This window comes from Planctopirus hydrillae (assembly GCF_001707835.1).
Lineage (GTDB): Bacteria > Planctomycetota > Planctomycetia > Planctomycetales > Planctomycetaceae > Planctopirus > Planctopirus hydrillae.
On the sequence record NZ_LYDR01000152.1, the window covers coordinates 174,991 to 195,239 of the forward strand.

Here is a 20,249-nt window from a genome sequence, read left to right on the forward strand (position 1 = left end):
GTCAATCAGGGGGATCGCATGACTCGTACTCTTATGACCATTGCCTTGCTGTTTGTGGTGAATGGTTCTTGTTTACCCCTGGCTCAAGCTGCTGAGCCAAGAATTGCCACACGTATTTTTTTTCAGGATGATGAAACTCATGAATTGAAATGGTCGGATGTCAAAGTCGGTGACTCCATCCAATTGACGGAACCGGCATTAGTCGACGGGTTTCCGAAGCTAAAACTTGAACAACAGACTTTGGTACAGATGGAAGCCGCTGCCGGCTTCCTGCTCGTCGGTGTTCGTGATGATGAAGACGGAAGTTTTCAAAGCGGTTGGGTTCTGATCGATACCGGTGTTGTCGAAGAAGAGCATGGAGATCATTCCCATTGGTACTACACTCATGCACCTCGCGTGCGTGCCAGCCTCCTCGATGAGAAACAAGGGAACCCTGCACATCTTTACTGTTATGAAGATGTCTTTTATCTCGCCAATGACCGCATGAATGGCTACACACGGATCGATCCATCCTCAATCTCGCCCATGGACAACGAGGAGGCCATCCGCAAAAAAGCCGAGTTCATTCCAGGTGGCGGTGGCCATATTACTCTCGCGGTCGTCAACAAGTCTCTTGGTTTCTCCAGTTGGATTGATCGCGAGGGGCCCAATAAAGGCCGCGTCGACGTGACACCTGTGAATAGCTCTTCGAGAAAAGTCGATTCGTCATTCAACCTGCCATCGGGTGGAATTCACGGAGCCACGACTCTTCACAACAAAGTCTTTTTCGCACCGGCCGACGGCATCTGCTGGGTTGATGCCTCCAATTGGCATTCCGACCACAAAGATCCGCCGGCCATTCACCATATTTCCCTTGGCAAAATGGATAACAAGCCCCTCCGAACAGGCTCGTTTACGACCTTTGCGCCATACGTCGCCTTTACGACCGGCAGCGGGAAGGAATCAGCTCTAGGCTTGATTGACGCATCCAAATCCGATCCCGATTGGATTCGAATCCCTCTCGCACTTGCCGAGGGGAATCGTGCTGTAGGACCTTATTTCTTAAAGCCCAGGAAAGGTTCTCCACTGGCATTCATTTTTCACGATCACCCGGCTTCGGTCGATGCTCCCAATCGTCTGACGCTGTTAGAACTCGACCCCAATGGTGATGGCCAATGGAATGATGCACAGGTGGCTGAGGAATTTGACGTTGGAAAGTCGCGGGTTGAAGGTCACAGCGGCCATCATGCTCTCGACTTTGATGCAGACCGTCGTCGTGCATTTTTCACGAATCCCGGCGAAGGTACAGTCTCTGTTTTCTCCATTGCTGACCGCAAAACCGTCGCGAATCTGCATGTTGGGGGGATCCCATCGAAGATTGTTGCCATCGGAGGTCGAGCCAGTCAGCACTAGCCTCAAAATCAACGAAAGTCGGATCTTCAGTGCTCCCTTGCCTGGCCGATTCGCAGATTTTTCTTGCTCAGAACGTCGGGATTGTGGCTAATCTCGACGTTCTGTTTTTCTGCTTAGAGTTAAGGGCCTGATTGATGGCAGAGGAAAGTCGCATCGAATCCCAGTGGTATGCTGAGAAATCAGCCCGCATGGTCGAATTGCTGGGCGAAGAGCATGACATGGTCATGCACTCCCTCATCCCGTATGGGATGGGTGGTGGGCTGGACCTGTATTACTACCCTCATCTCATTCCGGGAACAGGCGTTGCCACCAAAGAACTCTCGAATACTCCCGGTGACGGCTCATCCAACAATGTCTTCACCAACTATGAATTCGTGATGTTCACCCGCCATGATCTTTCGATCGAGGATGCCAAAAAGCCCGAAACTCCCTTCGGGAAGATACACTTCACGATCAACGCCATTCTCAACATGATGGCCCCTTATAGCGCACAGGCGAAGCTCAATCCCTTTGAAACGGTCGAGTTTCCGAGCGAAATGGAAGTTGTGGGCGGACGCTGCCTGATTCTCGACGCTTATGGTATGACAGACGCTCATGCCGATTTCGGCCTCATGCTGATCATGGAGATTCATCGCGTCGAAATGGATTACGCCCGCCAGCATGGCGGGCAGGCGCTGCTCAAAAAGCTGATGGCCGCGAATTATTACCCCTACTCCGACCTTGATCGTCCGCCAGTGGTTGATAGCCAGGATGTCCGTGGGGTTGGTTCGTGGAGCCGCTGGAAGGATTGGTGGTTCAGCAACAACTGACATCAAAGCATGGTCAATTGTTTTCGCGTGGCCGAAACGGGATGATGCTGAGAAACACCCTGCATTCACATCCTGCAGCGAAGGCTTTTGCATGCCCACAGTGACCATTCGGTCCGCGATCGCATTCTGGGTCGCGATCATCTCGCTCCCGCTTCTCTCTGCCGCCGAGGTTCCTCCCAGAGTTCTCGACGATCGCCTCCAACTGGAATGCGTTCTCGATTCACCCGCCATTGCCACTCCTACCGGGCTCGAAGTTGACTCTCAAGGCCGCATCTGGGTCATTGAAAACAATACCCACTTTCGTCCCGGCAGTTACTCCAGGCATCCTTTCGATCGAGTGCTTGTTTTTCAGCCGCAAAGTCGGGCTTCGGGGAAAACCGATCAACCGACCGAAGTGCCTCTCACCGTTTTCAAAGACGACCTCAAAAACTCGATGAGTCTGCTGCTGGGTGAACGCGATCCGCTGGCCCGGGAAGCCACCAGAAACGTGGTCTTCATTGCCACGCGATCTCAGATTCTTAAATGTCAGGATCACGATGGCGACGGGAAATGTGATGAATCCCTGGTCTTGATCAATTTCGAGACCGCGGGCAACTACCCGCACAATGGACTTTCAGGCCTCGCCTGGCATCCTTCAGGCAAGCTGATCTTTGGCTGCGGTGAAAACCTCGGGGCCTCTTATGAACTCAAAGGGGCCGATGGAAAAGTGATCGCAGGCGGCGGAGAAGGGGGCAATGTCTATCGCTGCGATATCAACGGCCATGGGCTCGAACAGGTCGCCACAGGTTTCTGGAATCCGTATGCGAGCGCCTTCACCCAAACAGGCGACTGGTTCACGGTCGATAACGATCCCGACAGCCGCCCGCCTTGCCGATTACTTCACGTCATCGAAGGGGGGGATTACGGCTACCGCTTTCGCAATGGTCGCAAAGGGACACATCCTTTCACCTCCTGGAATGGCGAAATTCCGGGCACACTCCCCATGGTCTGCGGCACTGGTGAAGCCCCCTCGGGCATTATTGTGCATTCAGGCAAAGGTTTCCCTGCTGACTTCGCCCAGACACTGCTCGTCACCAGTTGGGGTGATCATCGGATTGAACAGTACATGCTCAAGCCACGAGGAACTTCCTTTGGTGCCGATTTCAAAACCATTGTGATTGGTGGTGAAGATTTCCGTCCCGTTTCCATCCAGCAGGATGCCGCCGGTAATGTCTACTTCAGTGACTGGGTCAAACGCGATTACCAATTGCATGGGCAGGGTCGCGTATGGAAACTTTCACCCAAACTGGCCACTTCGTCCAAAGATGTTCCAGTTGCCATGGGTGCACCCCGTTCCTCTGCATCCTCCGGTCTGGCAGATCCGTTTGTTTTCAGTCGTCGATTGGTCGAATCGGCCAAACAGCCTTCACAGGAGTTGATCCAGGCTCTGAAAGTTGCCACGAATCCTTACGCCGCCGAACTGGCGTTTCTCGCATTGAGACAGCAGAAAGGACTGACTCCCGAAGTTCTATCGATGGCAGCAACGAGTCCGCATCCTTCTGTTCGCCGGCTGCTGGTACAGGCCGTGGCCGAAGATCGCCTGCCAGATGCCCAGAAATGGATCGAACAGGTGCTCGCAGGAGATTTATCCTCCAAAGATCTCTTTCTCGCGGCACTGGCGGCTCGTGCCATGATCTCCGGCCAGCCACCAGCCGAGTTTGAAAAGGCTCCCCCTGCGACATTGGCGAAGCCGATTCTCTTCGACAGCACACAAAATCCTGGGGTCCGAGCACTCGCTCTCGAACTCTTAAACCCTGATGATCCCGCTCTCAACGAAGAGTTTTTTCGGGAAGTCCTCAAGGGATCCGATCCGCTTCGTACTGCAGCCGTGCGCTCACTGGCCCGTGCCAGTCAACCCGCCAGAAAGAAACTGCTGACGAACATTGCGGTCGATGAATCTCTACCGGTCGAACTGCGTCTGGATGCTCTCGCCGGTCTGATTTTGCCTCCCCCAACGACAGCAGATGCTGGGGCACAGTCATCAGCAGAGATTACGCAGGCCATCCTGAAACTGCTCGATTCGTCAGATCCGCGAATTCAGTCGAGTGCCATTCGCACTTTGCGAAACGTGCTCAGACCACAGATTGCTGCTGCGCCGGAACTTGCTCGAAAGATTGAAAAGCTTCAATCGACGGGACGAGGCGATGTCCTTGAACAGCTCAAGATCGCCACAGCTTCTGGCGAGCCAGCCACCACTCCAGCCTCGATCGATTGGAACACTCCCGGCGACCATCAAGCGGGCCGTCGCGTCTTTTTCTCATCCGATGGGACATCCTGTGCGAAATGTCATCGCGTGGATGGTGCAGGGGGAAATGTCGGGCCCGATCTGAGTGGGATTGCCCGCACCATGAACCGGCAGAAGCTCGCTGAATCCATCATCGAGCCCAGTCGAGAAATCTCGCCCCAGTTTGCCACTCTCGCGTTAGAAATGAGCGATGGTCGCACCATCACCGGCATGCTGGCCGATGGTTCACCCAAAGGGATGATTCGAATCCGCAATCACGAGGGAGTGGTCTCGGATATCCCGCTCGATCAGATCGAAGAGCAGTCCGTCTCGAGGGAATCGTTGATGCCCAAAGGGCTGATTCAGCAAATGACTCCTCAAGAGTTCCGCGATCTGCTGAGCTACCTGGAAACCTTGAAATAGCCGACCTCCCTGGTCCACAGACCATCTGGTTCAGCTTAACCCGCATGCTCGACTTCACCCTCGCCTGCCAAGCCTTCCAACATCGACAGAAAAATCGATGTGTGTCATTGAGAACAGCTTCCGGTGAGCATGACGGGGTTCGAGTAGGACATCGAGCGTTGAAAGATGAAAACACATGCTTGCCCAGAGCTGCAAGCATGGCACGAAAGCGAGTGGCCAGCCGGCTTGATGGACTCTCGACTCGGTATGACGTTCTGCGATGGGTATGGGATATGCCGTCACTGCTATTGATTCGCCACACGACAGTTTGTGACTCATATCGCGGCATCTGTTATGGCCAGAGCGATGTTCCTCTTCATGAGACCTGGCAAGACGATTTCTTCCAGGTCGCACAGAATATTTCCTCACAGAAGAGATTTGATGGGCTCTATTCCAGCCCACTCAGTCGCTGTGCGAAGCTGGCCCATACGCTGGCTGCGGAGATGGGCCAGGCTGTGCAGATCGATCATCGTTTGATGGAACGAAACTTTGGGGCGTGGGAACTCCAGCAGTGGTCTGCGATTTATGACGCGACGGGAGCTGCCATGGATGGCCTGATTGACCAACCGGAGACGTTTGCCCCGCCGGGAGGTGAAACCACTCGTTCGTTTGCTGATCGAGTTTGGGACTGGTGCCAGTCGGTTCCGGCTCATGGAGACTATCTGGCTGTGAGCCACGGCGGTTGCATTGCCGCCATCCGTGGACTGTTACTTGGACGGGATGTTCGCGCGTGGCTGGAACTCATTCCCAAGCCGGGTGAAATTGTTGAAGTCGAGTGGTCATGTGGCTCTCCCTAAGATGCCGCCGCACGGTGTGCCATGCTGGTCCATTGGGAAACTTCGGCGATGTGTTCGTCTGTCGCTACCCAGTAAAGCTGATGCGCTTCGCGAAAAGCTCGCGGGTGTTGAGCGAGAGGAGGAAAAGGGGGCAGGACTGGTTTCTGCTACTTGCTGCGTGGCTGTCAGGCTGGAGGTGAAGGACGCATGTCGGGTCGCGACTTTGACGATTGCGGCAACGTCTGGTGGCCAAGTGCGGTGTAGCGCGGGTCTGTCTGCGACGATCTGTCGTAAATCTTTGGGGATCCTGGCACATCAAAATTGACAAGGCCATGCCACACCGCAAAACTGCAGCAGCATTCTACCGCACTTCGGCGGTTGAACGCATGATATCGCAAACGACTCGATCGCTTCATCGACAGGAAGAATGCGATCGTCTCAACCAGTCAAGAAACACATTCAACTGCACACTTTCGTCGCAGCCAACGCTAAACATATGATTGCCAAGGAATTCAAACCGTCGAAAATAGAATTCGCAGCCATCGTCTATGAGCTCGGTGAGGTTGGAGACGAATTCGAAGTAGTTGCTATTAAATTCATGGGTGAGTATGGTTACGGTTCTGCGGGAAACGGGGACGCTGCGTACATGATCGCGATTCGCGACTACATTGTCACTTGTGTGCTGCCATCCGCCCTGATCTTTGATCTACGTGAACTTGAATACGAATGGGGCAGCGCGATATGGGACATGTTTCGGTGTGATGAGCCTTTTGCTACAATAGTGTCTGAAAGATGCAACGGATTTCTTACGTGCGGTGTTGCTAAACCGATGTTCGATGATGTGGATGCGGCACTAGATTACTTGCGTCCACGGGCGATACAGTACCGAACGAGCCTAAGTGAATAGCGTGGAAATGAAGCAATAACCATCGCATGCGCGGGAGTGGCGGTGGCAAGTCGGTTTAAAAATCAATGTCACTTCCCGCTGCCCATGATGCGGGTCGTTAAGAAACTTCGCACCCCATGTCACGTCACGCTCTACCCATCAAGCGAATTGCAGCGACACTCTGCGGCTTCGTCTTTGTCGAGTGGCTACTCTTCGAGTTGTTGCGAGCGCCGTATCGCCCGCCTCAGGACATGAGGACGTTTTTGGGGACAGAGAAGTATGGGGTGATGGCATTCATGGCGGTCTTGGCGATGCTCGGGTTCGGAGTGTTACTTTGGTGGGCTGTGAGTTCGACTTGGACGCGCCGCAATGTCACCGTGGTGGCGGTTGTCACGTCCGTTTTGATTGCTGCAGGCTCAGTTGTGGTTTTCGCGCCCATATGGCCAGTGACACCATTCCATTTGTTGTTAAGATGAGACAACAGTTGCCTAACCATGCGATGCAGCGAGCCCGGCATGGCGTCGTAGTTTGCAATCGTGGCGTTTCGCGGGCCGGGTCGCTGCGCTTGGTCGTTCGTTAGAAATAATCATGAAGGCCGAAGATATCGCTGCATCACATGGGAATCGGACAGTTCCGCGTTTACGGCCGGGAAGTCGAGCCGTGCGTATCGATGGCGCTTTGATTGCGGAATTGAAGTCGAGGCTTCCGCTTCTCCATCTGTTGTTCCTTTGCCTTACTCACGCGCAGACGCAGTCGACCCCGAAAAAGCATTTGTTGCCGCCATCTCAAGCTGGCACATGCTCACGTTCCTATACATTGCCTCGATGCAATGAATAAAAGTATTGAGTTATCACGACCGCGCCGTCGTATCAATGGAAGCCGCGACGGGCGGAAGGTTCGCTATGATTCGTGTGCTTCTCAAGCAAGCGATAGTAGATCGTGGTGATGGGCCATTGGGAGATACTATTAATGCCCTTCATCACACGGCACATGAAGAGTGCTTTATAGCGGACTCTGTAAAGACAGATATAAATATAGAGTAAGCCCAATAGGGCGAGAGAAGTCAAAGTGGTCAAGACTCTTTTTTTGCGGCACGTAATTGGCAGGCGGGGGCCTGCCCTACGAGATTCAAGAGAGATTGGAAAATGTCCGTCGCTGACGCTTCCGGCTCGTAAAGCTTGTAAAACACGTAAAACACGTAAAACTTGTGAAGCTCGTTTATCGGCGGGTGGAGGCTCGGGTTCCGGCAGTGTTTGGTACTGGTGCTGCGGGATCGGTAATGACCTGGATCACGTCATCGCGATGGAGTGGCCTGAGCATGTTCTCAGCCACCACCTGCACGCCAATCGGGTTATCCCCTTCGCGAGAGGCTTCCAACTCGAGTTCGAATGGTAATTCGGCTCCAGCCGCTACTGAGCCGGGAATTTGAAAAATGATCCGCGAACCCTGCTGTGTCGGCTGCACGGGGCCATCCACACTGATGAGCTTCAGCCCGGGGGGAATGTCGATCGCGAGTGCGACACTTTGAGCCGGTGCGGTGCCGCGATTCTTGACGACGAGCCGAGAGTGAACGCGTTCGCCCACTGCAATCAGCTTCTCATCGTTCATCGGAATAATCGTGATTGAAGGGAGCCCTTCGGCTTTTGCTGTGGCACTGACAGTCGCTTTCGCACCTTCACCACTGATCGCAGAAACTGTGGCAGCCACTTCACCGGTCTGTCGGGCAGTCAAACGAGTGCTCAATGTTCTTGTGGCCCCGGGTGGGAGCTCACGGATTTCCCAGCTCACGGTGCGAGTTGTGGTATCGAAATCGCCTCCTTCACTGGCATCTGCAAAGTCGTAACCGGTTGGAATTTCTTCCACGACTTTGATGTTTCTCAAGACCGCACTCCCCTGATTCTGCACCAGGTTATCAAAGCGGGCCGGGCGTCCCACGATGGCACGGGAAGGAACCTGATGGGTAATCGCCAGGCCACTCCCCAGCACTACGATTTCCTTCTGTGCTTCAATGGGCCGCATGCCCTGAGCGAGCACGGTCACCTGATTTTTCAATCGACCTACACGAGTCGGCACCACTTCCAGGAGGACATCGTGAGTTTCGCCAGGAGCCAGGTCACCTACGAGATACTCGACATCTTTGCCCGCAGGGTGATCAATTCCTTCCGGCAGAAGATCCCGCACGATGACATTTTTGGCCGTGTTTTTACCGAGATTTTTGACCCGGAATATCATTTCGAAGGTTTTTCCCAGTGTCACCTCGGCAGGGACATCACTTCGAAGATCGATTTCCGCAGCAGCCACGACAATTTCAGCGGCCACTTCCGAGACAAAACTGACGCGTGCCACACTGCCAATCTGTCCTTCTTCCACCGGGGTCACACGGACTTGAATCGTGCGGGTCTCGCCGGGCGTCAATGTCCCGAGCTTCCAGATCAGACGCTTGTCGCTGATCTCGGCTTGAGGAGCAGTCCCTGTCAGTTGTGTGCCTTTCGGAATTCGATCTTCCACAATCACTTGCCGGGCCGCGACAGTTCCTTCATTTTTTACCACCACCGAATAAATCAGCGACTGGCCCAATACGGCACTGGCGGGAGCCTGTTTCTCAATGACAACCCGCGGCTGTTCAACAGCCCGCGCAGTGGGTTCGGCCGCTGCTCCAGGTTCCGGGAGCACGGCTGGACGTGCCGGGCGGTTTGAGGAATCGAAAGGTGGCTCGACCACTTCGTTCACAGGACGCTTTTGCGGGAAATCATCTCGAGTCGATCCGCGAGGATCTTGCGGCAACCGTCCCCGCACGGGCTCAGAACCAAAGGGATCATTCTCTGCCGGAAGAGTTCGCGATGAGTTTTCCAGATCGCGTGATCCTGAATTGCGTGGAGGCAAAACCGTCCGAGGAATTTCATCGCCGGGAAAATCACGATCTGGGCCAATTGCAGGTTCGACGGGGCGTAATCGATCGGGCTCATTCCGATTTCGACCAGTGGCCGGAGCATTCGTGGAACCTGCTGGCGGAAGCTGCGAAGGCAAACCCAATTCAACATCGAGATCGACCGGCAAACTGGTTGGAGGAGTTGTGCGACCAGAACCATTGGCTGGCAGACCGGAATCGGTGGGCAATTCACGATTCGATGGATTCCGCGATGGCAGACGATCTCGGCTATTATTGCCAGCGGGAGGAGTTGCAGGAGCATCCAGCCCAAAGGGATCTGCCTCAGGGATCGCCGCCGAGGGGGCCATGGATGGTCGGCGATAAGGCTGCATGTCGCCGGGTTGCAGATTACCACCGGGTTGAGCAGTCGCAGGTTCCCGTCCACTACTGGCTGGAGGGCTATTTTTTAAAGGAGGTAAGTCCGCAGGGAATGCATCAGCAAAGGGATCCGCCTCTCCATTCTGGATGCCGCTGGTTTGCTGGATCCTGCTTCTGGCTGGGGTCTTCTCACCAACCGTCGGCTGACCGATGGGAATCGGCTGGGCATCAGGAATTTCCAATAAACGAGGTGCGACCCCGGAAGCTTCTTTTGTGGGTTCGATCTGCGCGGTGCGTGCCGAACCTGAGGATCTTGTCAGTGGTTGAGCATCCAGATCGGGGAGGACAGGAGGTGTGGGCATGGCTGCCGCTGAGTCTTTTTCGGCGACTGTCGGTGGAGGCAAGACCAGTGCAGGGCCCGAAACAGGTTCGTTGGCCGATTGACTGCGCACGACAGGATGCTGTTTCACATCGGCAGTAGGGTCGGCTTCGGGGAACTCTCCACCGGCCTGATAAGCCGCCAGTCGAAAATCGAGTCCACGACTTGAAGATTGACCTTTTGCGGTCTCACCCGGGGCGACCTTGGTCGAATTCGTCGAAACATGGGCCTCATGGACAGGAGGCAGCGACGCATCGACAGCCAGATCAAGTTCCGGGAAGGTCTCGGCGCTTTGCTCAGCGGAGATTTCTCCCGCATGCACCAGAGGCTGCTTCAACTGATTGAGCTGGTTGAGTTGGCCGTAAACGTTCACGACCACGAGTGAACAGACCCCAACCACGACCGAAAGGGCGGCAAATTTCCAGAAACCGGACAGCATGGATCCATCCCCTACCGCAACGTGCATCGTGCACTCAAAGCCCGCATGACCTATGCGCAGCTTTTGCATTCAGAGGCTGGAATACCACATTTTTGTAAGAATGGAAAGATCGATCAGTGCAAAACTAAGTCCAAAGCATGAAAGAATTTGAAGCATTGTAAAAACTCAGGACAATTTTCAGGATGTCCATGCTCGAAATCGGCAGATTCGTCAGTTCCGATCTTTACGATCCCTTTCCAGCCGGAAGAAGGAATCTTCCATGGCCGTTGTTCACTCGATGGAGCCTGAGGGCATGCCAGGCCCGCGAGGATTGACTGGTCTTCCGTCAATTCCAACTGTCAATTCCCAGGAAATCGGCACGCACACTGATTTCTGCTTGTCAGCAGCCCCGTCAGCAGCGGAAAATAGTGCCTGCTTTCACCAATCCGGAGATTTCAGCACCACTTCCTCCCTCTGAGGATGTGGCGATTGCGACAGGTATGCGGGGCATAAGGATCGCAAGCGAATTCTGGCTGACTTTACTGGAGAATTTCCCGGCTGAACAATGGGTCTGCCTGAGGAGATGCCGATGTGAGGCAAGATAACGATCAGGCGCAGTAACACGATCAGGCGACAGACCTTCCAATTCTGTAGTCCTTATCAGCGAGATGAACTGTCTGGGGTAACATCGCAATGGCGAAGAAATATCTGAGCCTCGAAGAAGCAGCAGAAATGCTCGGCATGCGCCCGGAAGATGTGGGCCGCATGCGCGAAAAAGGCGATTTGCGAGGCTTCGCCGATCGCGGCAACTGGAAATTTCGATCCGAAGATATCGAAGAAGCCCTCCGGCGGCGTCAAATCGACTCCGATCCTGACGTGAACCTGCTCTCTGACGACGAGGATGGCAACCTCTTCAACGAGCCAACTCCCCCGCGCAGAAAAGGGGAATCGGGTTCTGACAGTGATGTGCGGCTGGTGGCCCCCTCATTCGCCCTCGACGAAGGTGATGTTCGCACCGATCCCGAAATTTCGTTGGCTGCGGCTCCCTCCGATAGCGATGTCCGGCTGGCTTCAAAACCAGGTTCAGACAGCGATGTTAAGCTGATGAGCCGCTCCGATTCGGATAGCGATGTCCGTCTCTCGCTCTCCGATAGTGATGTCAAGCTCGCGAAATCTCCCGGTTCTGACAGTGATGTCCGACTCGTGGGTGGACGCGATATTGTTAAGCCAGGTAGCGATAGTGATGTCGCACTGGTCTCGGATGTCGAAGGGCGGGATCGAGATTTTGGCGGTTCGGCAATTCTCGATGACGATGACGGCGATAGCCTGTTCCTGCCTGGCGACAGTGCCTTAAGGTTAGGCGGCGACAGCGGAATGGAGCTGGGACGTCCTGCCGATAGTGGCATTCTCCTGGAGAAACCGAAACCCGGTTCGAGCAGCTCGCGCTTGTTCGAATCCAAAACTGAGCCCGAGCAGTTCACGCTCGCGATGGATTCCAGCCCCAAGCTGGCTGGCGATTCAAGTTCAAAGAATTCTGGCAAGGCCCCTCCCGCGCGTGACGACCTTGATCAGACAGCCCCGATGCTGATTCTGGACGATGAAGAAGAGACCGTCTCGACGACAGCCTTCGAAGTTCCGATGCTCGATGACGATGCTCCTTCTAAAGGGAATCGTCGCGATCAGACCGAGGCTGACGTGCTTCTCTTTGATGACGACGAAGATCTCGACGGTAATCTGGCGACTACCATTCGCAAGGGAAGCCGGAATGTCGACGACGATGATGAATTCGAAGATCTCAGCGATAGCTCCGTCGCCGAACTCGAGAACGATGATGTCGTGACATTTGACGACGCCGACGATGATGACGACAACGTCTTCGCCGATGCCGACGAAGACGATATGGACTCGGAAATGGTCGAAGGTTCGAGTGCCGTCGGCCTGACTGCCGGTGGTGTCCGACGACCAACTCCTCGTGAAGAGGAATGGGGTGCTGGGACATTTTCACTGTTGGCGCTATCAACCCTGACGCTGGTGGCAGGGACAGTGATTGCCGCCGATCTGATGCGCGTCATTTCTTCGCAGGGGCAGACAGCCGTCTATAGCGGTGCTCTCGTCGAAATGATCGGCGGGTTCTTCAAGTAACGCCTTCTGATATGCTTTCGATGTCATCGTGGTGCTCTATGCGCCTACCTGTTGAACGCCATGCTTTGCCGACCTGTGCCATGCTTGCAGCCTTGGGCTGTCTATTGCACACATCTTTGCCGAATGGTTGTTTGACGTGTGGCTGGGGTTAAATGTCCTCGTTTGCCCCCAGATAGTTGAGAAGTGATGTTCAAGGCCATCATGATGGGAAGGAACATTGCCGGTGCAATCATACTTGCGGATGGTGATGACCGGGGGCCGGATGAAGACATCCGACCCCTGCCACCCGGCGCGAAGACATGCTTGCCCAGAGCTGCAAGCATGGCACACAGCAGGATGAGACAGGGAGGAGTCCCTTACCCTGTCCCTCTCCCACGCCGACACGGGCGAGGGTTGCAGAGGGGCATGTGCATGGCGCGGCTTCTTGTCGTTGTGCAAAGCCACAACGACCCGGCCACGAGTTGGCCGGGCCACCCTTGCCCAGCAGTTGTGGATTATGGACAGATCAGAGCCGTAAGCATGTTTTCAATACGATAACAGCGTTGTGGATGACCGACCGGGATACGTATCAAGAAGGTGCCATGCCGAATCTCTGTATCTACTGTGGATCGAGCTCCGGGTTTCATCCCGATTATCAGCATGCCGCTGTCGAACTGGCCCGGTTGATGGTGACTCAGGGCTGGAATCTGGTGTATGGCGGCGGATCGATTGGCGTGATGGGAATCATGGCCGATGCCGTCATGGCTGCCGGCGGAAAAGTCATCGGAATCATTCCCGAATTTCTCGCGACACGCGAAGTCATGAAAGACAACTGCACTGAGTTGTTCGTGACCGATTCCATGCACTCGCGCAAACGTCAGATGATGGAACTGTCGGATGCGTTTGTCGCCCTCCCCGGTGGTTATGGCACGCTCGAAGAACTGCTGGAGACCATGACGTGGAAGCAGTTGGGCCTGCACAATAAGCCCATTGCCGTTCTGAACACACGGCAGTTCTTCACGCCGCTGATCGGACAGATCGATCATCTTGTCGCCGAGGGTTTTGTCCGTCCGGAACATCGCCTGCTCTTGCGCGTCGCTACGACGCCCGTTGAGCTTCTGGAACAACTTTCACTCCCCCCCGAACCACCCCTTAAAAAATGGTTCAATACGCCAGAGATCTAATTCCAAAGGCACGAGGTGGTCGCGAGCTGCGGTCATGCCGGGAGCTTTGGACAAACACGTCTTGAGCGGGTGTCATTCAAGGTCGGGTGCCACTTAATGCCGAGTGCCACTCAATGGCTGGTGCCACTTCCGGCTGGCCAGGAGTGCTCTTCTGATCCTCCAGCCAACTCAACCACTTCACCGACCCCACGATCTCTCCAATACCTACATCCTGGGTGCCAGCAGTTATTTCCATTGGTCGATTAATCAGGAAAGATACTGAGGGTTAATCATCACGATCTCTCAAACCACTGCTGGGCAAGCCGGCAGTGCCACCCGTCCGATAAGGTGACAGCCCGATAATCAGTTCGGCTCGCCTAATCATCATATCGAATCAGGGGTCGGTGCGATCAAAATATGCCGTACTAAATCGAAAGCGAGGCGATCCCGTCGCAATCTCAAATCCCTCAATATATGTTGCGCCACATGTCGCACCATAACTAGCGACAACACCGTCCGAAACACTGATCCCGGCAAGGTGAATACCAGGAATGCCAGATGCCCCGGCCAGTGAACTACACCAGACTTCCTGCCGCCATACCAATTTCTTTGAGTCAATATCAAAGCAAAAGATGCTGTAGGAAAATCCCCACTGACCGGCAACTGCCACAAAACATTTCGGCCCTTCTTTTGCAACAGCGAGAGTACAATCTCCTGACACAGAGTTAACTTCGCTCAAGTCCAACGGCACAGTCAAACCATTCATTTGAACGAAGAGTTGATGCCCGACTTTTTCAACTGTGGTGTCAAGTGGATGGAAGAATCGACCGGTTCTCTGCCACCCGATTTTGGCAAGTTTCTCCGCAGCTGCTTCTGTTTCAAGACTTAACCTTTCCGAGAAAGAGCGGCCCCACCAATCTGGAAGATCGCAATGAAGTCGACCTTGTACGAAGCCTGAAAATGTTGATCCACCAAAGACTGACCCAATGAGATCCCTTGAGTTGCCATGACGTCGGCAGAGCTTCTCCCATCGAGCAAACAACTGAGCAGTGATGTCGTCAGACGCTTCAAGATCATTTAATTCATCCACACTGGACGATAACAGTACCTTGCTGGCTGCGTCAGGAAACGTGTCCCAATCGTCTTCTTCGATTGCCTTTGGAAAATTTGGCAACTCCTTGTTGCCGCAGAGGGCTTTATTGCTCAGATATGTGGCTGCAACAGATAGGAGGATTATGCACAGGGTTGTATTACACGCTGATCTCATTCGCTTTTCCTTTCATGTTCGATCCCGCTTGCGAATGGAAAGTCGCATCACCCCAACACGTACACAATAGACCGCATCTGAGCGATAAGAGCAGAAATCCATTCGTAGGGAACACTGTCGCTCTGAACGCCACTGCTGGGCAAGCCAGCAGTGCCACCTCGACGAACGTCGTTTGCAGGTTTCTATTTCACTTCAATCCTGGGAAACGGCACTTGAGACGTCAGTCGATTGGCCCGTTGGGTTACTTCCGTTGGTTCGCCCATGACGAAAATCAATGTCTGACGCAGCGTGGCATGGTCTGGCCAATCGGTCTCAATACCTGGCAGGAGGATATTGAGTTGATGCTGGGGCAGGTCGAGCCTGTTGAACACAACCTGCACCTGATGCGGTGATTGATCAGTCTCTTTTTCGCCGAAGACGACAGCCACTGCCAGCTTCTCACCGAAGGCCATGGCCCATCCGCCCAGATCCTGCGGCTTCCAGAACTTATAGCCATCTTCTGTGAACGTTCCCCTGGCAGATCGCTGATAGGGCAAGGCGGTACGCCGCAAGGGAATCCAGTTCTCGAAATAAGACGTCATCGAGCCTCGCCAGAGATGGTCAGCGACGAGAACTGTCTTTTCTGACGCCGCCGCGTCCCACTGCTTCCCATCCCACGTTCTCACAACCACGTCGCGCAGGTCCCAGGGTCTGCGTAACACGGTGCGTTCCAGTTTGACGCTGCCATCTTCCAGAACTTCATAGCGGCAAGTGGTCTCAAAATCGGGACGCCCATGGCGGTCAAGTTCCGCATAGAACCAGTGCGTGATCTGCGACCTGAAAGTCAGCACGTTCTGGTGGCCCGTTTTCGGCGACTCCAGGGCATCGCAGGTGAACTTTCCATGGAAACAGCCTTCCATCGTCACGTTCGCTCTGACGTCCTTGTCACCGGAATCATGAGGCGAACCCAGATAGCGTGAATTCCAATAGGTCCACTGGATCACACGATCTGTCGTCTCTCCCTGGAACGAATCTCCCACCAGATTGGTCTCGGGTGCGATGTCAACATCGTAAAGTCCACAAATGGCACCCCCTTTGTTAAAGACATATTGAAAGCGCCGATTGGTAGCCGTCCTGATACTCAGCGTGCGGGTCTCCGCATTGTAAATAGAGTCAGCTCCCTGGGCGATCAACGGCGCTGCCACACCAAATCCCGCCACAACAACCACAACGGCCATCCGGAAGGTATTCAACAAGATTTAAAGCTCCTGATCCTGGCAGACACACTTAACCAGGCTGTTGTACTCGACGAGACAGAAAAATCATTTCACTCACGACTTCAGTTCGCCCTTGCTATCAGTCGATTTCCGTCTGTCCTGATGATATCTGTTGAAGTGCATCTATGGCAGCACTTCTGACCCATTCACTTTTGTCTTGCTCAGCCAATCGGTTCAAATGCGGAATCGCAGCGACAGCCTTTTCTTGAAGCCTCCCAAGTGCAATTGCGGCCGCGTGGCGTAACTCCGTACTCCCAACGGTATCGCTATCCTGCAAAGCAGCAATATACACACTCATGACTTCGGGAGTTGCTTTTCCGAGTGATCCCAGATTTTCGATTACGGAAGCACGCACCAGCGCGTCCTCATCCCTGAACATCTTGAGTAATCGCGACTCAGCGGTCTCCGGTGAAATCGCCACGATCGCCTCTAACGCATGAATGCGAACCAAAACATCGGGATGTTCGAGGGCATGTTCTAACTCTGGTATTGCCACTTTTGCTCGTGCCCCAAGTTTACCAAGCCATATCAACGCATCACTAACAACATCAGATCCATGTTCATCGTGTTGAATGGCGCTGATCAAAGCTCCCACTGCATCGTCAGGTGCATCGCTCATTCTGGCGATCGCAAATGCCGCCGCAACACGCACTATAGGGTCGGGATCCCGGTTCATAATCTCTTTAAGTTGAACGAGGGCCACCTCGGCTTTTTTCCCCATAAATGCCAGAGCAATAGCGGCATCGTATCGTATGGGGCGAGTTCCCGTCATATCGGGTGTATAGAAGTGCGAGCGATCGTCTGTATCGTCAAGCAGCTCGATCAGTCGAGGTATATTCGGAGAACCTGCTTCACCAAGTGCGCCTACGGCTTGTATGGCAGCCGCACGCACCTCGGGCGATTCATCGGAAAGAACGGTTCCGAGGATTTTTGACAGGGAATGAGAATCCTTCTGTATAGAGACAATGGCCATGACGGCCTGCAAGCGGATTTCGTCCTGAGGATCAGCCAGCAGTCGTGTCAACGTAGGCAGCGATGCACTCGCGTCGCTTTCCATCTTTGAAAGTGCAAGAATTGCGCGTTTGCGACCGTTTGTATTGGGGCTCTTATTAATGAATTCACAAATTTGCGAAACGGCAGGCTTTCCAATGTCGGCAAGGGCATCCGCCGCTTTAGAACCAACAGTCTCTACGGGAAATATGATGAATACATGATTGGGAATGTGAACTGCCCGACGGTCATCATTCAGGGAATCGATCAGCGTCCGGATGGCTAATTCTGAAGCCGGTCGTCGTTTGCCAATCGCAGTCACTGCTTCAGCACTTTTGATGGAATCTTTGCCGTGAACGATCGTAATAAGATCATCTAATGAAGGTTGGTGTGTTTGTGAGAAGAGGCCAGATGGCCATGTGAAGATCATGATCGTGAGGATGAGTCGCATCTTCGAAACAATCATTTTCGAAGCTTCCTTTCACCCGGTAAGTTTAGGCGATCAGTTGGATATGCCACAATCAAATGAATCCATCCATCGAGCCGGTTGAAGGTTTTGGGGTGTAAGAGTAAGGCAGGCGGGAGCCTGCCCTACGACTATTGAACCTTCCGGTTGACCTTCTACAGATTCGTGGATTTCTTTGTGGCTTTCGTCTCTTCGCGAGAGCCAGAGAATCGCCTCGCACAGACCTTATGGTGCGACGACCAGTCGCCGGATTTCAATTTGCGGTACCGTGAGTTTCAAGATCATCTGCAAGGTCGAGCCGATATCGGCTCTCTCATCCGTATCGAACTCGACGGGCTCTGTCATCGAGGCCATGCCGACGACGTTGCCATATCGATCCAGAATGGGCCCGCCGCTTGATCCAATCGCGTAGTCGGCACTGACTGACATCCATTTTTCAGGTCGCTCATTTTTGCGGCTGCCAATCTGCTGATAACGCGTGACATAACCTTGTGTGAACATGAAATGGGCGGATCCCGGATGCGTTAGTGCTCCCACCCAGGCACCGACGGCAGCCGATTTCCCTAAAGGAATGGGCGTCAGATCTTTCGCAGTGATCCGGGCAATCGCCACATCGGCCCGGCGATCGGCTGCGAGAATTTCCGTCACCGGATAGACCTCACCCTGCAGGGTCATGACTGCAAAGCATTCCAGCTCGGTCGTATCGAACACATGATAGTTGGTCACAATCACACCGTCAGCAGCCAGCACCCAGGCGGTGGCATTGCTGACATAATGAAAGCGGGGTGGCTGTGTGCGAGTCTGCTGTAAGCTGCCAATCAGCAGTGTGGAGGGAGCGGCCAGCCGGTAGACTTCTTCGGGCGAAAGGACGGTCGTTCGAGGCGGTGGCAATTCGAGTGTGACCTGCCGCCGCTCGAGCTGTTTTTTCATATCCCGCGAAGAGAGACACTGGCCCGCCTTCGCCAGCAAGATCGCCTTACGCTCGAAGTTCCGCGAGAACTCTTCGTCGTTAATAAAAACCGGCTCATCATCCGCCACAACAGGTCGATTGCCGGCCTCTACCGCCTTTACAACCGCTTCCTGGGGAACCACTGGCTGGCCTTGCAGAACTTCCTGTTCACAGAGAACGGTCGTCCTCGGTTTTCTGGCAACTCGTCGTCCAGGAGAAAAGTGCGTCTCAGTTTCTGAGATCTGTGCTGGTGCCGGGAGAGACGCCGGGGAGTCTTTCAGCAGGAGGGAAGCCCCCAAGCTTCCCGCAGCGACGAAAACGATCGCACCAGCGAGGCAAGCAGCTCGACTCCAGCGTCTTTCCAGCCAGTGCGTCATTTATCGCTCCCGATTCATCGCCCCCTGTTTACCGCTCGAGGCGTGAACGACGATCCCGCCACTCGATCGTCGATTTTCCCACGTATTTATCCAGAAAGGCCAGAATATGGTCTTCTGTCTTGAGCTTTCGCCCCAAAAGTCCAGTTCCTCGCAGCCCACCTTCATAGGTTTCCAGATAAATGTGATCCTTCTTATCAGGATTCAGCTTTTCAGCCAGCTTTTTGGCAGCACCTTTATCAGCGGTATCTTTGGAGCCGACACCAATCAAGACCGGCAAGCCCAGAATTCGTACGGCTGTTTCCGACTGTGCCGTATTCATCCCCTGAATGGAGCCTTCCGGAGAGAGGAGCACGAGGGCCCGGACATCCTGCCCGCGAGGTGTTCTCGCTGCGACAGTCGGGGCATCATCCCAGGGAATTTTCGACCAGTCAAGTTCCGTATAAGCTGTGGCAATCGCTGTCGAAAAATCGGCACCGAGAATGGCCAGCTTGCTCATATTCAACTTTTCGGCCATGTGCTCGTCGTACAGAAACTTCTTCACGGCTTCGAGATCGCCGGGAATCATGGCCTGGTAATCGCGCGGCTTGAGTTGAGGTGCATTGTTCTTGGTGGCTCCTGGGGCCACGGCTGGCCCAGGAACCAAGGGAGTCTCACCATGCCCGCGCAAGTCAACCGTGACGACGGCATAACCCGCATCGTTCAGAAAGGGTGCGAGCGAGCTGTTGAAATTCTGCCGTGAACCTTTCTTCCCGTGCAGCAGGATCACGACGGGTGTGTCTTTCCCTTTCTTGCCTGCAAAGTAAGAAATTTTCAGCGGGATTCCGTCCTTGGTCACCAGCGTCTTGTCTTCAAACCGGCTCACTGCGGCGGCTGGCTTGGTCGCCTGGGCATACAACGATTCGGGAGCCAGTACACTCACACACGTGGCCAGAACCACCAGTGGCAATGATGGCCCCCAATCCCGGCAACGACCACACAACGATGTTTGCGACAGTCGATCAATCATCAGACGGAGCATTGCTGTTCCT

At 54.2% G+C, this 20,249-nt stretch carries 13 protein-coding genes and 1 pseudogene; 8 read left to right on the forward strand and 6 right to left on the reverse strand.

Annotated features, from left to right (window positions below; genetic code table 11):
- Positions 1–18: 18 nt before the first annotated feature.
- The 6 genes and pseudogenes from A6X21_RS19725 to A6X21_RS25625 all read left to right on the forward strand — a co-directional run bounded on the left by A6X21_RS19725 (position 19) and on the right by A6X21_RS25625 (position 7,631).
- Complete coding sequence (locus A6X21_RS19725) at positions 19–1,392, forward strand: hypothetical protein (RefSeq protein WP_131818456.1); 1,374 nt, start codon at positions 19–21, stop codon at positions 1,390–1,392.
- A 134-nt stretch (positions 1,393–1,526) separates the two neighbouring features.
- Positions 1,527–2,201 carry a suppressor of fused domain protein gene (locus tag A6X21_RS19730; RefSeq protein ID WP_068851596.1) on the forward strand — a complete coding sequence of 225 codons (675 nt, stop codon included), beginning with the start codon at positions 1,527–1,529 and terminating at the stop codon, positions 2,199–2,201.
- A 91-nt stretch (positions 2,202–2,292) separates the two neighbouring features.
- Positions 2,293–4,887: a PVC-type heme-binding CxxCH protein gene (locus tag A6X21_RS19735; RefSeq protein WP_068851599.1), complete on the forward strand. Its 2,595-nt coding sequence runs from the start codon at positions 2,293–2,295 to the stop codon at positions 4,885–4,887.
- A 197-nt stretch (positions 4,888–5,084) separates the two neighbouring features.
- Entirely contained in the window at positions 5,085–5,723 is a 639-nt protein-coding gene (locus A6X21_RS19740) for a histidine phosphatase family protein (RefSeq protein WP_068851602.1), read from the forward strand.
- A 406-nt stretch (positions 5,724–6,129) separates the two neighbouring features.
- Positions 6,130–6,609, forward strand: coding sequence for a hypothetical protein (locus A6X21_RS19745; RefSeq protein WP_068851605.1), 480 nt, complete (start codon positions 6,130–6,132; stop codon positions 6,607–6,609).
- Between the two features lie 590 nt (positions 6,610–7,199).
- Positions 7,200–7,631, forward strand: a pseudogene (locus tag A6X21_RS25625) (OsmC family protein).
- A gap of 175 nt (positions 7,632–7,806) precedes the next feature.
- Here the strand turns inward: A6X21_RS25625 and A6X21_RS19760 are convergent.
- The gene (locus A6X21_RS19760; protein WP_068851610.1) at positions 7,807–10,653 is read right to left on the reverse strand and encodes a DUF11 domain-containing protein; all 2,847 of its coding nucleotides are present in this window, start codon (positions 10,651–10,653) and stop codon (positions 7,807–7,809) included.
- 672 nt (positions 10,654–11,325) lie between these two features.
- Between A6X21_RS19760 and A6X21_RS19770 the strand changes: the two genes are divergently transcribed.
- Together A6X21_RS19770 and A6X21_RS19780 are read left to right on the forward strand one after the other, a co-directional pair.
- Positions 11,326–12,774, forward strand: coding sequence for a helix-turn-helix domain-containing protein (locus A6X21_RS19770; RefSeq protein WP_068851615.1), 1,449 nt, complete (start codon positions 11,326–11,328; stop codon positions 12,772–12,774).
- 581 nt (positions 12,775–13,355) lie between these two features.
- Complete coding sequence (locus A6X21_RS19780) at positions 13,356–13,937, forward strand: LOG family protein (RefSeq protein WP_068852290.1); 582 nt, start codon at positions 13,356–13,358, stop codon at positions 13,935–13,937.
- Between the two features lie 373 nt (positions 13,938–14,310).
- Here A6X21_RS19780 and A6X21_RS24435 read toward each other — a convergent pair whose 3' ends face one another.
- The 5 genes from A6X21_RS24435 to A6X21_RS19810 form a co-directional block, all read right to left on the reverse strand.
- Complete coding sequence (locus tag A6X21_RS24435; RefSeq protein WP_131818457.1) at positions 14,311–15,183, reverse strand: hypothetical protein; 873 nt, start codon at positions 15,181–15,183, stop codon at positions 14,311–14,313.
- 182 nt (positions 15,184–15,365) lie between these two features.
- Positions 15,366–16,418, reverse strand: a complete 1,053-nt coding sequence (locus A6X21_RS19795) for a hypothetical protein (RefSeq protein WP_131818458.1) — start codon at positions 16,416–16,418, stop codon at positions 15,366–15,368.
- Between the two features lie 100 nt (positions 16,419–16,518).
- Positions 16,519–17,895, reverse strand: coding sequence for a HEAT repeat domain-containing protein (locus A6X21_RS19800; RefSeq protein WP_068851629.1), 1,377 nt, complete (start codon positions 17,893–17,895; stop codon positions 16,519–16,521).
- Positions 17,896–18,120: 225 nt separating this feature from the next.
- Entirely contained in the window at positions 18,121–19,221 is a 1,101-nt protein-coding gene (locus tag A6X21_RS19805; protein WP_068851632.1) for a S1 family peptidase, read from the reverse strand.
- Positions 19,222–19,249: 28 nt separating this feature from the next.
- Positions 19,250–20,239, reverse strand: coding sequence for an alpha/beta hydrolase (locus A6X21_RS19810; protein ID WP_110766496.1), 990 nt, complete (start codon positions 20,237–20,239; stop codon positions 19,250–19,252).
- Positions 20,240–20,249: the final 10 nt, after the last annotated feature.

Excerpts from the sequence above, each read along its gene's own strand:
- A6X21_RS19725 (WP_131818456.1), top strand. The coding sequence starts at position 19 with ATGACTCGTACTCTTATGACCATTGCCTTGCTGTTTGTGGTGAATGGT.
- A6X21_RS19730 (WP_068851596.1), top strand. The coding sequence starts at position 1,527 with ATGGCAGAGGAAAGTCGCATCGAATCCCAGTGGTATGCTGAGAAATCA.
- A6X21_RS19735 (WP_068851599.1), top strand. The coding sequence starts at position 2,293 with ATGCCCACAGTGACCATTCGGTCCGCGATCGCATTCTGGGTCGCGATC.
- A6X21_RS19740 (WP_068851602.1), top strand. The coding sequence starts at position 5,085 with ATGGCACGAAAGCGAGTGGCCAGCCGGCTTGATGGACTCTCGACTCGG.
- A6X21_RS19745 (WP_068851605.1), top strand. The coding sequence starts at position 6,130 with ATGCGATCGTCTCAACCAGTCAAGAAACACATTCAACTGCACACTTTC.
- A6X21_RS19760 (WP_068851610.1), bottom strand. The coding sequence starts at position 10,653 with ATGCTGTCCGGTTTCTGGAAATTTGCCGCCCTTTCGGTCGTGGTTGGG.
- A6X21_RS19770 (WP_068851615.1), top strand. The coding sequence starts at position 11,326 with ATGGCGAAGAAATATCTGAGCCTCGAAGAAGCAGCAGAAATGCTCGGC.
- A6X21_RS19780 (WP_068852290.1), top strand. The coding sequence starts at position 13,356 with ATGCCGAATCTCTGTATCTACTGTGGATCGAGCTCCGGGTTTCATCCC.
- A6X21_RS24435 (WP_131818457.1), bottom strand. The coding sequence starts at position 15,183 with ATGAGATCAGCGTGTAATACAACCCTGTGCATAATCCTCCTATCTGTT.
- A6X21_RS19800 (WP_068851629.1), bottom strand. The coding sequence starts at position 17,895 with ATGATTGTTTCGAAGATGCGACTCATCCTCACGATCATGATCTTCACA.
- A6X21_RS19805 (WP_068851632.1), bottom strand. The coding sequence starts at position 19,221 with ATGACGCACTGGCTGGAAAGACGCTGGAGTCGAGCTGCTTGCCTCGCT.
- A6X21_RS19810 (WP_110766496.1), bottom strand. The coding sequence starts at position 20,239 with ATGCTCCGTCTGATGATTGATCGACTGTCGCAAACATCGTTGTGTGGT.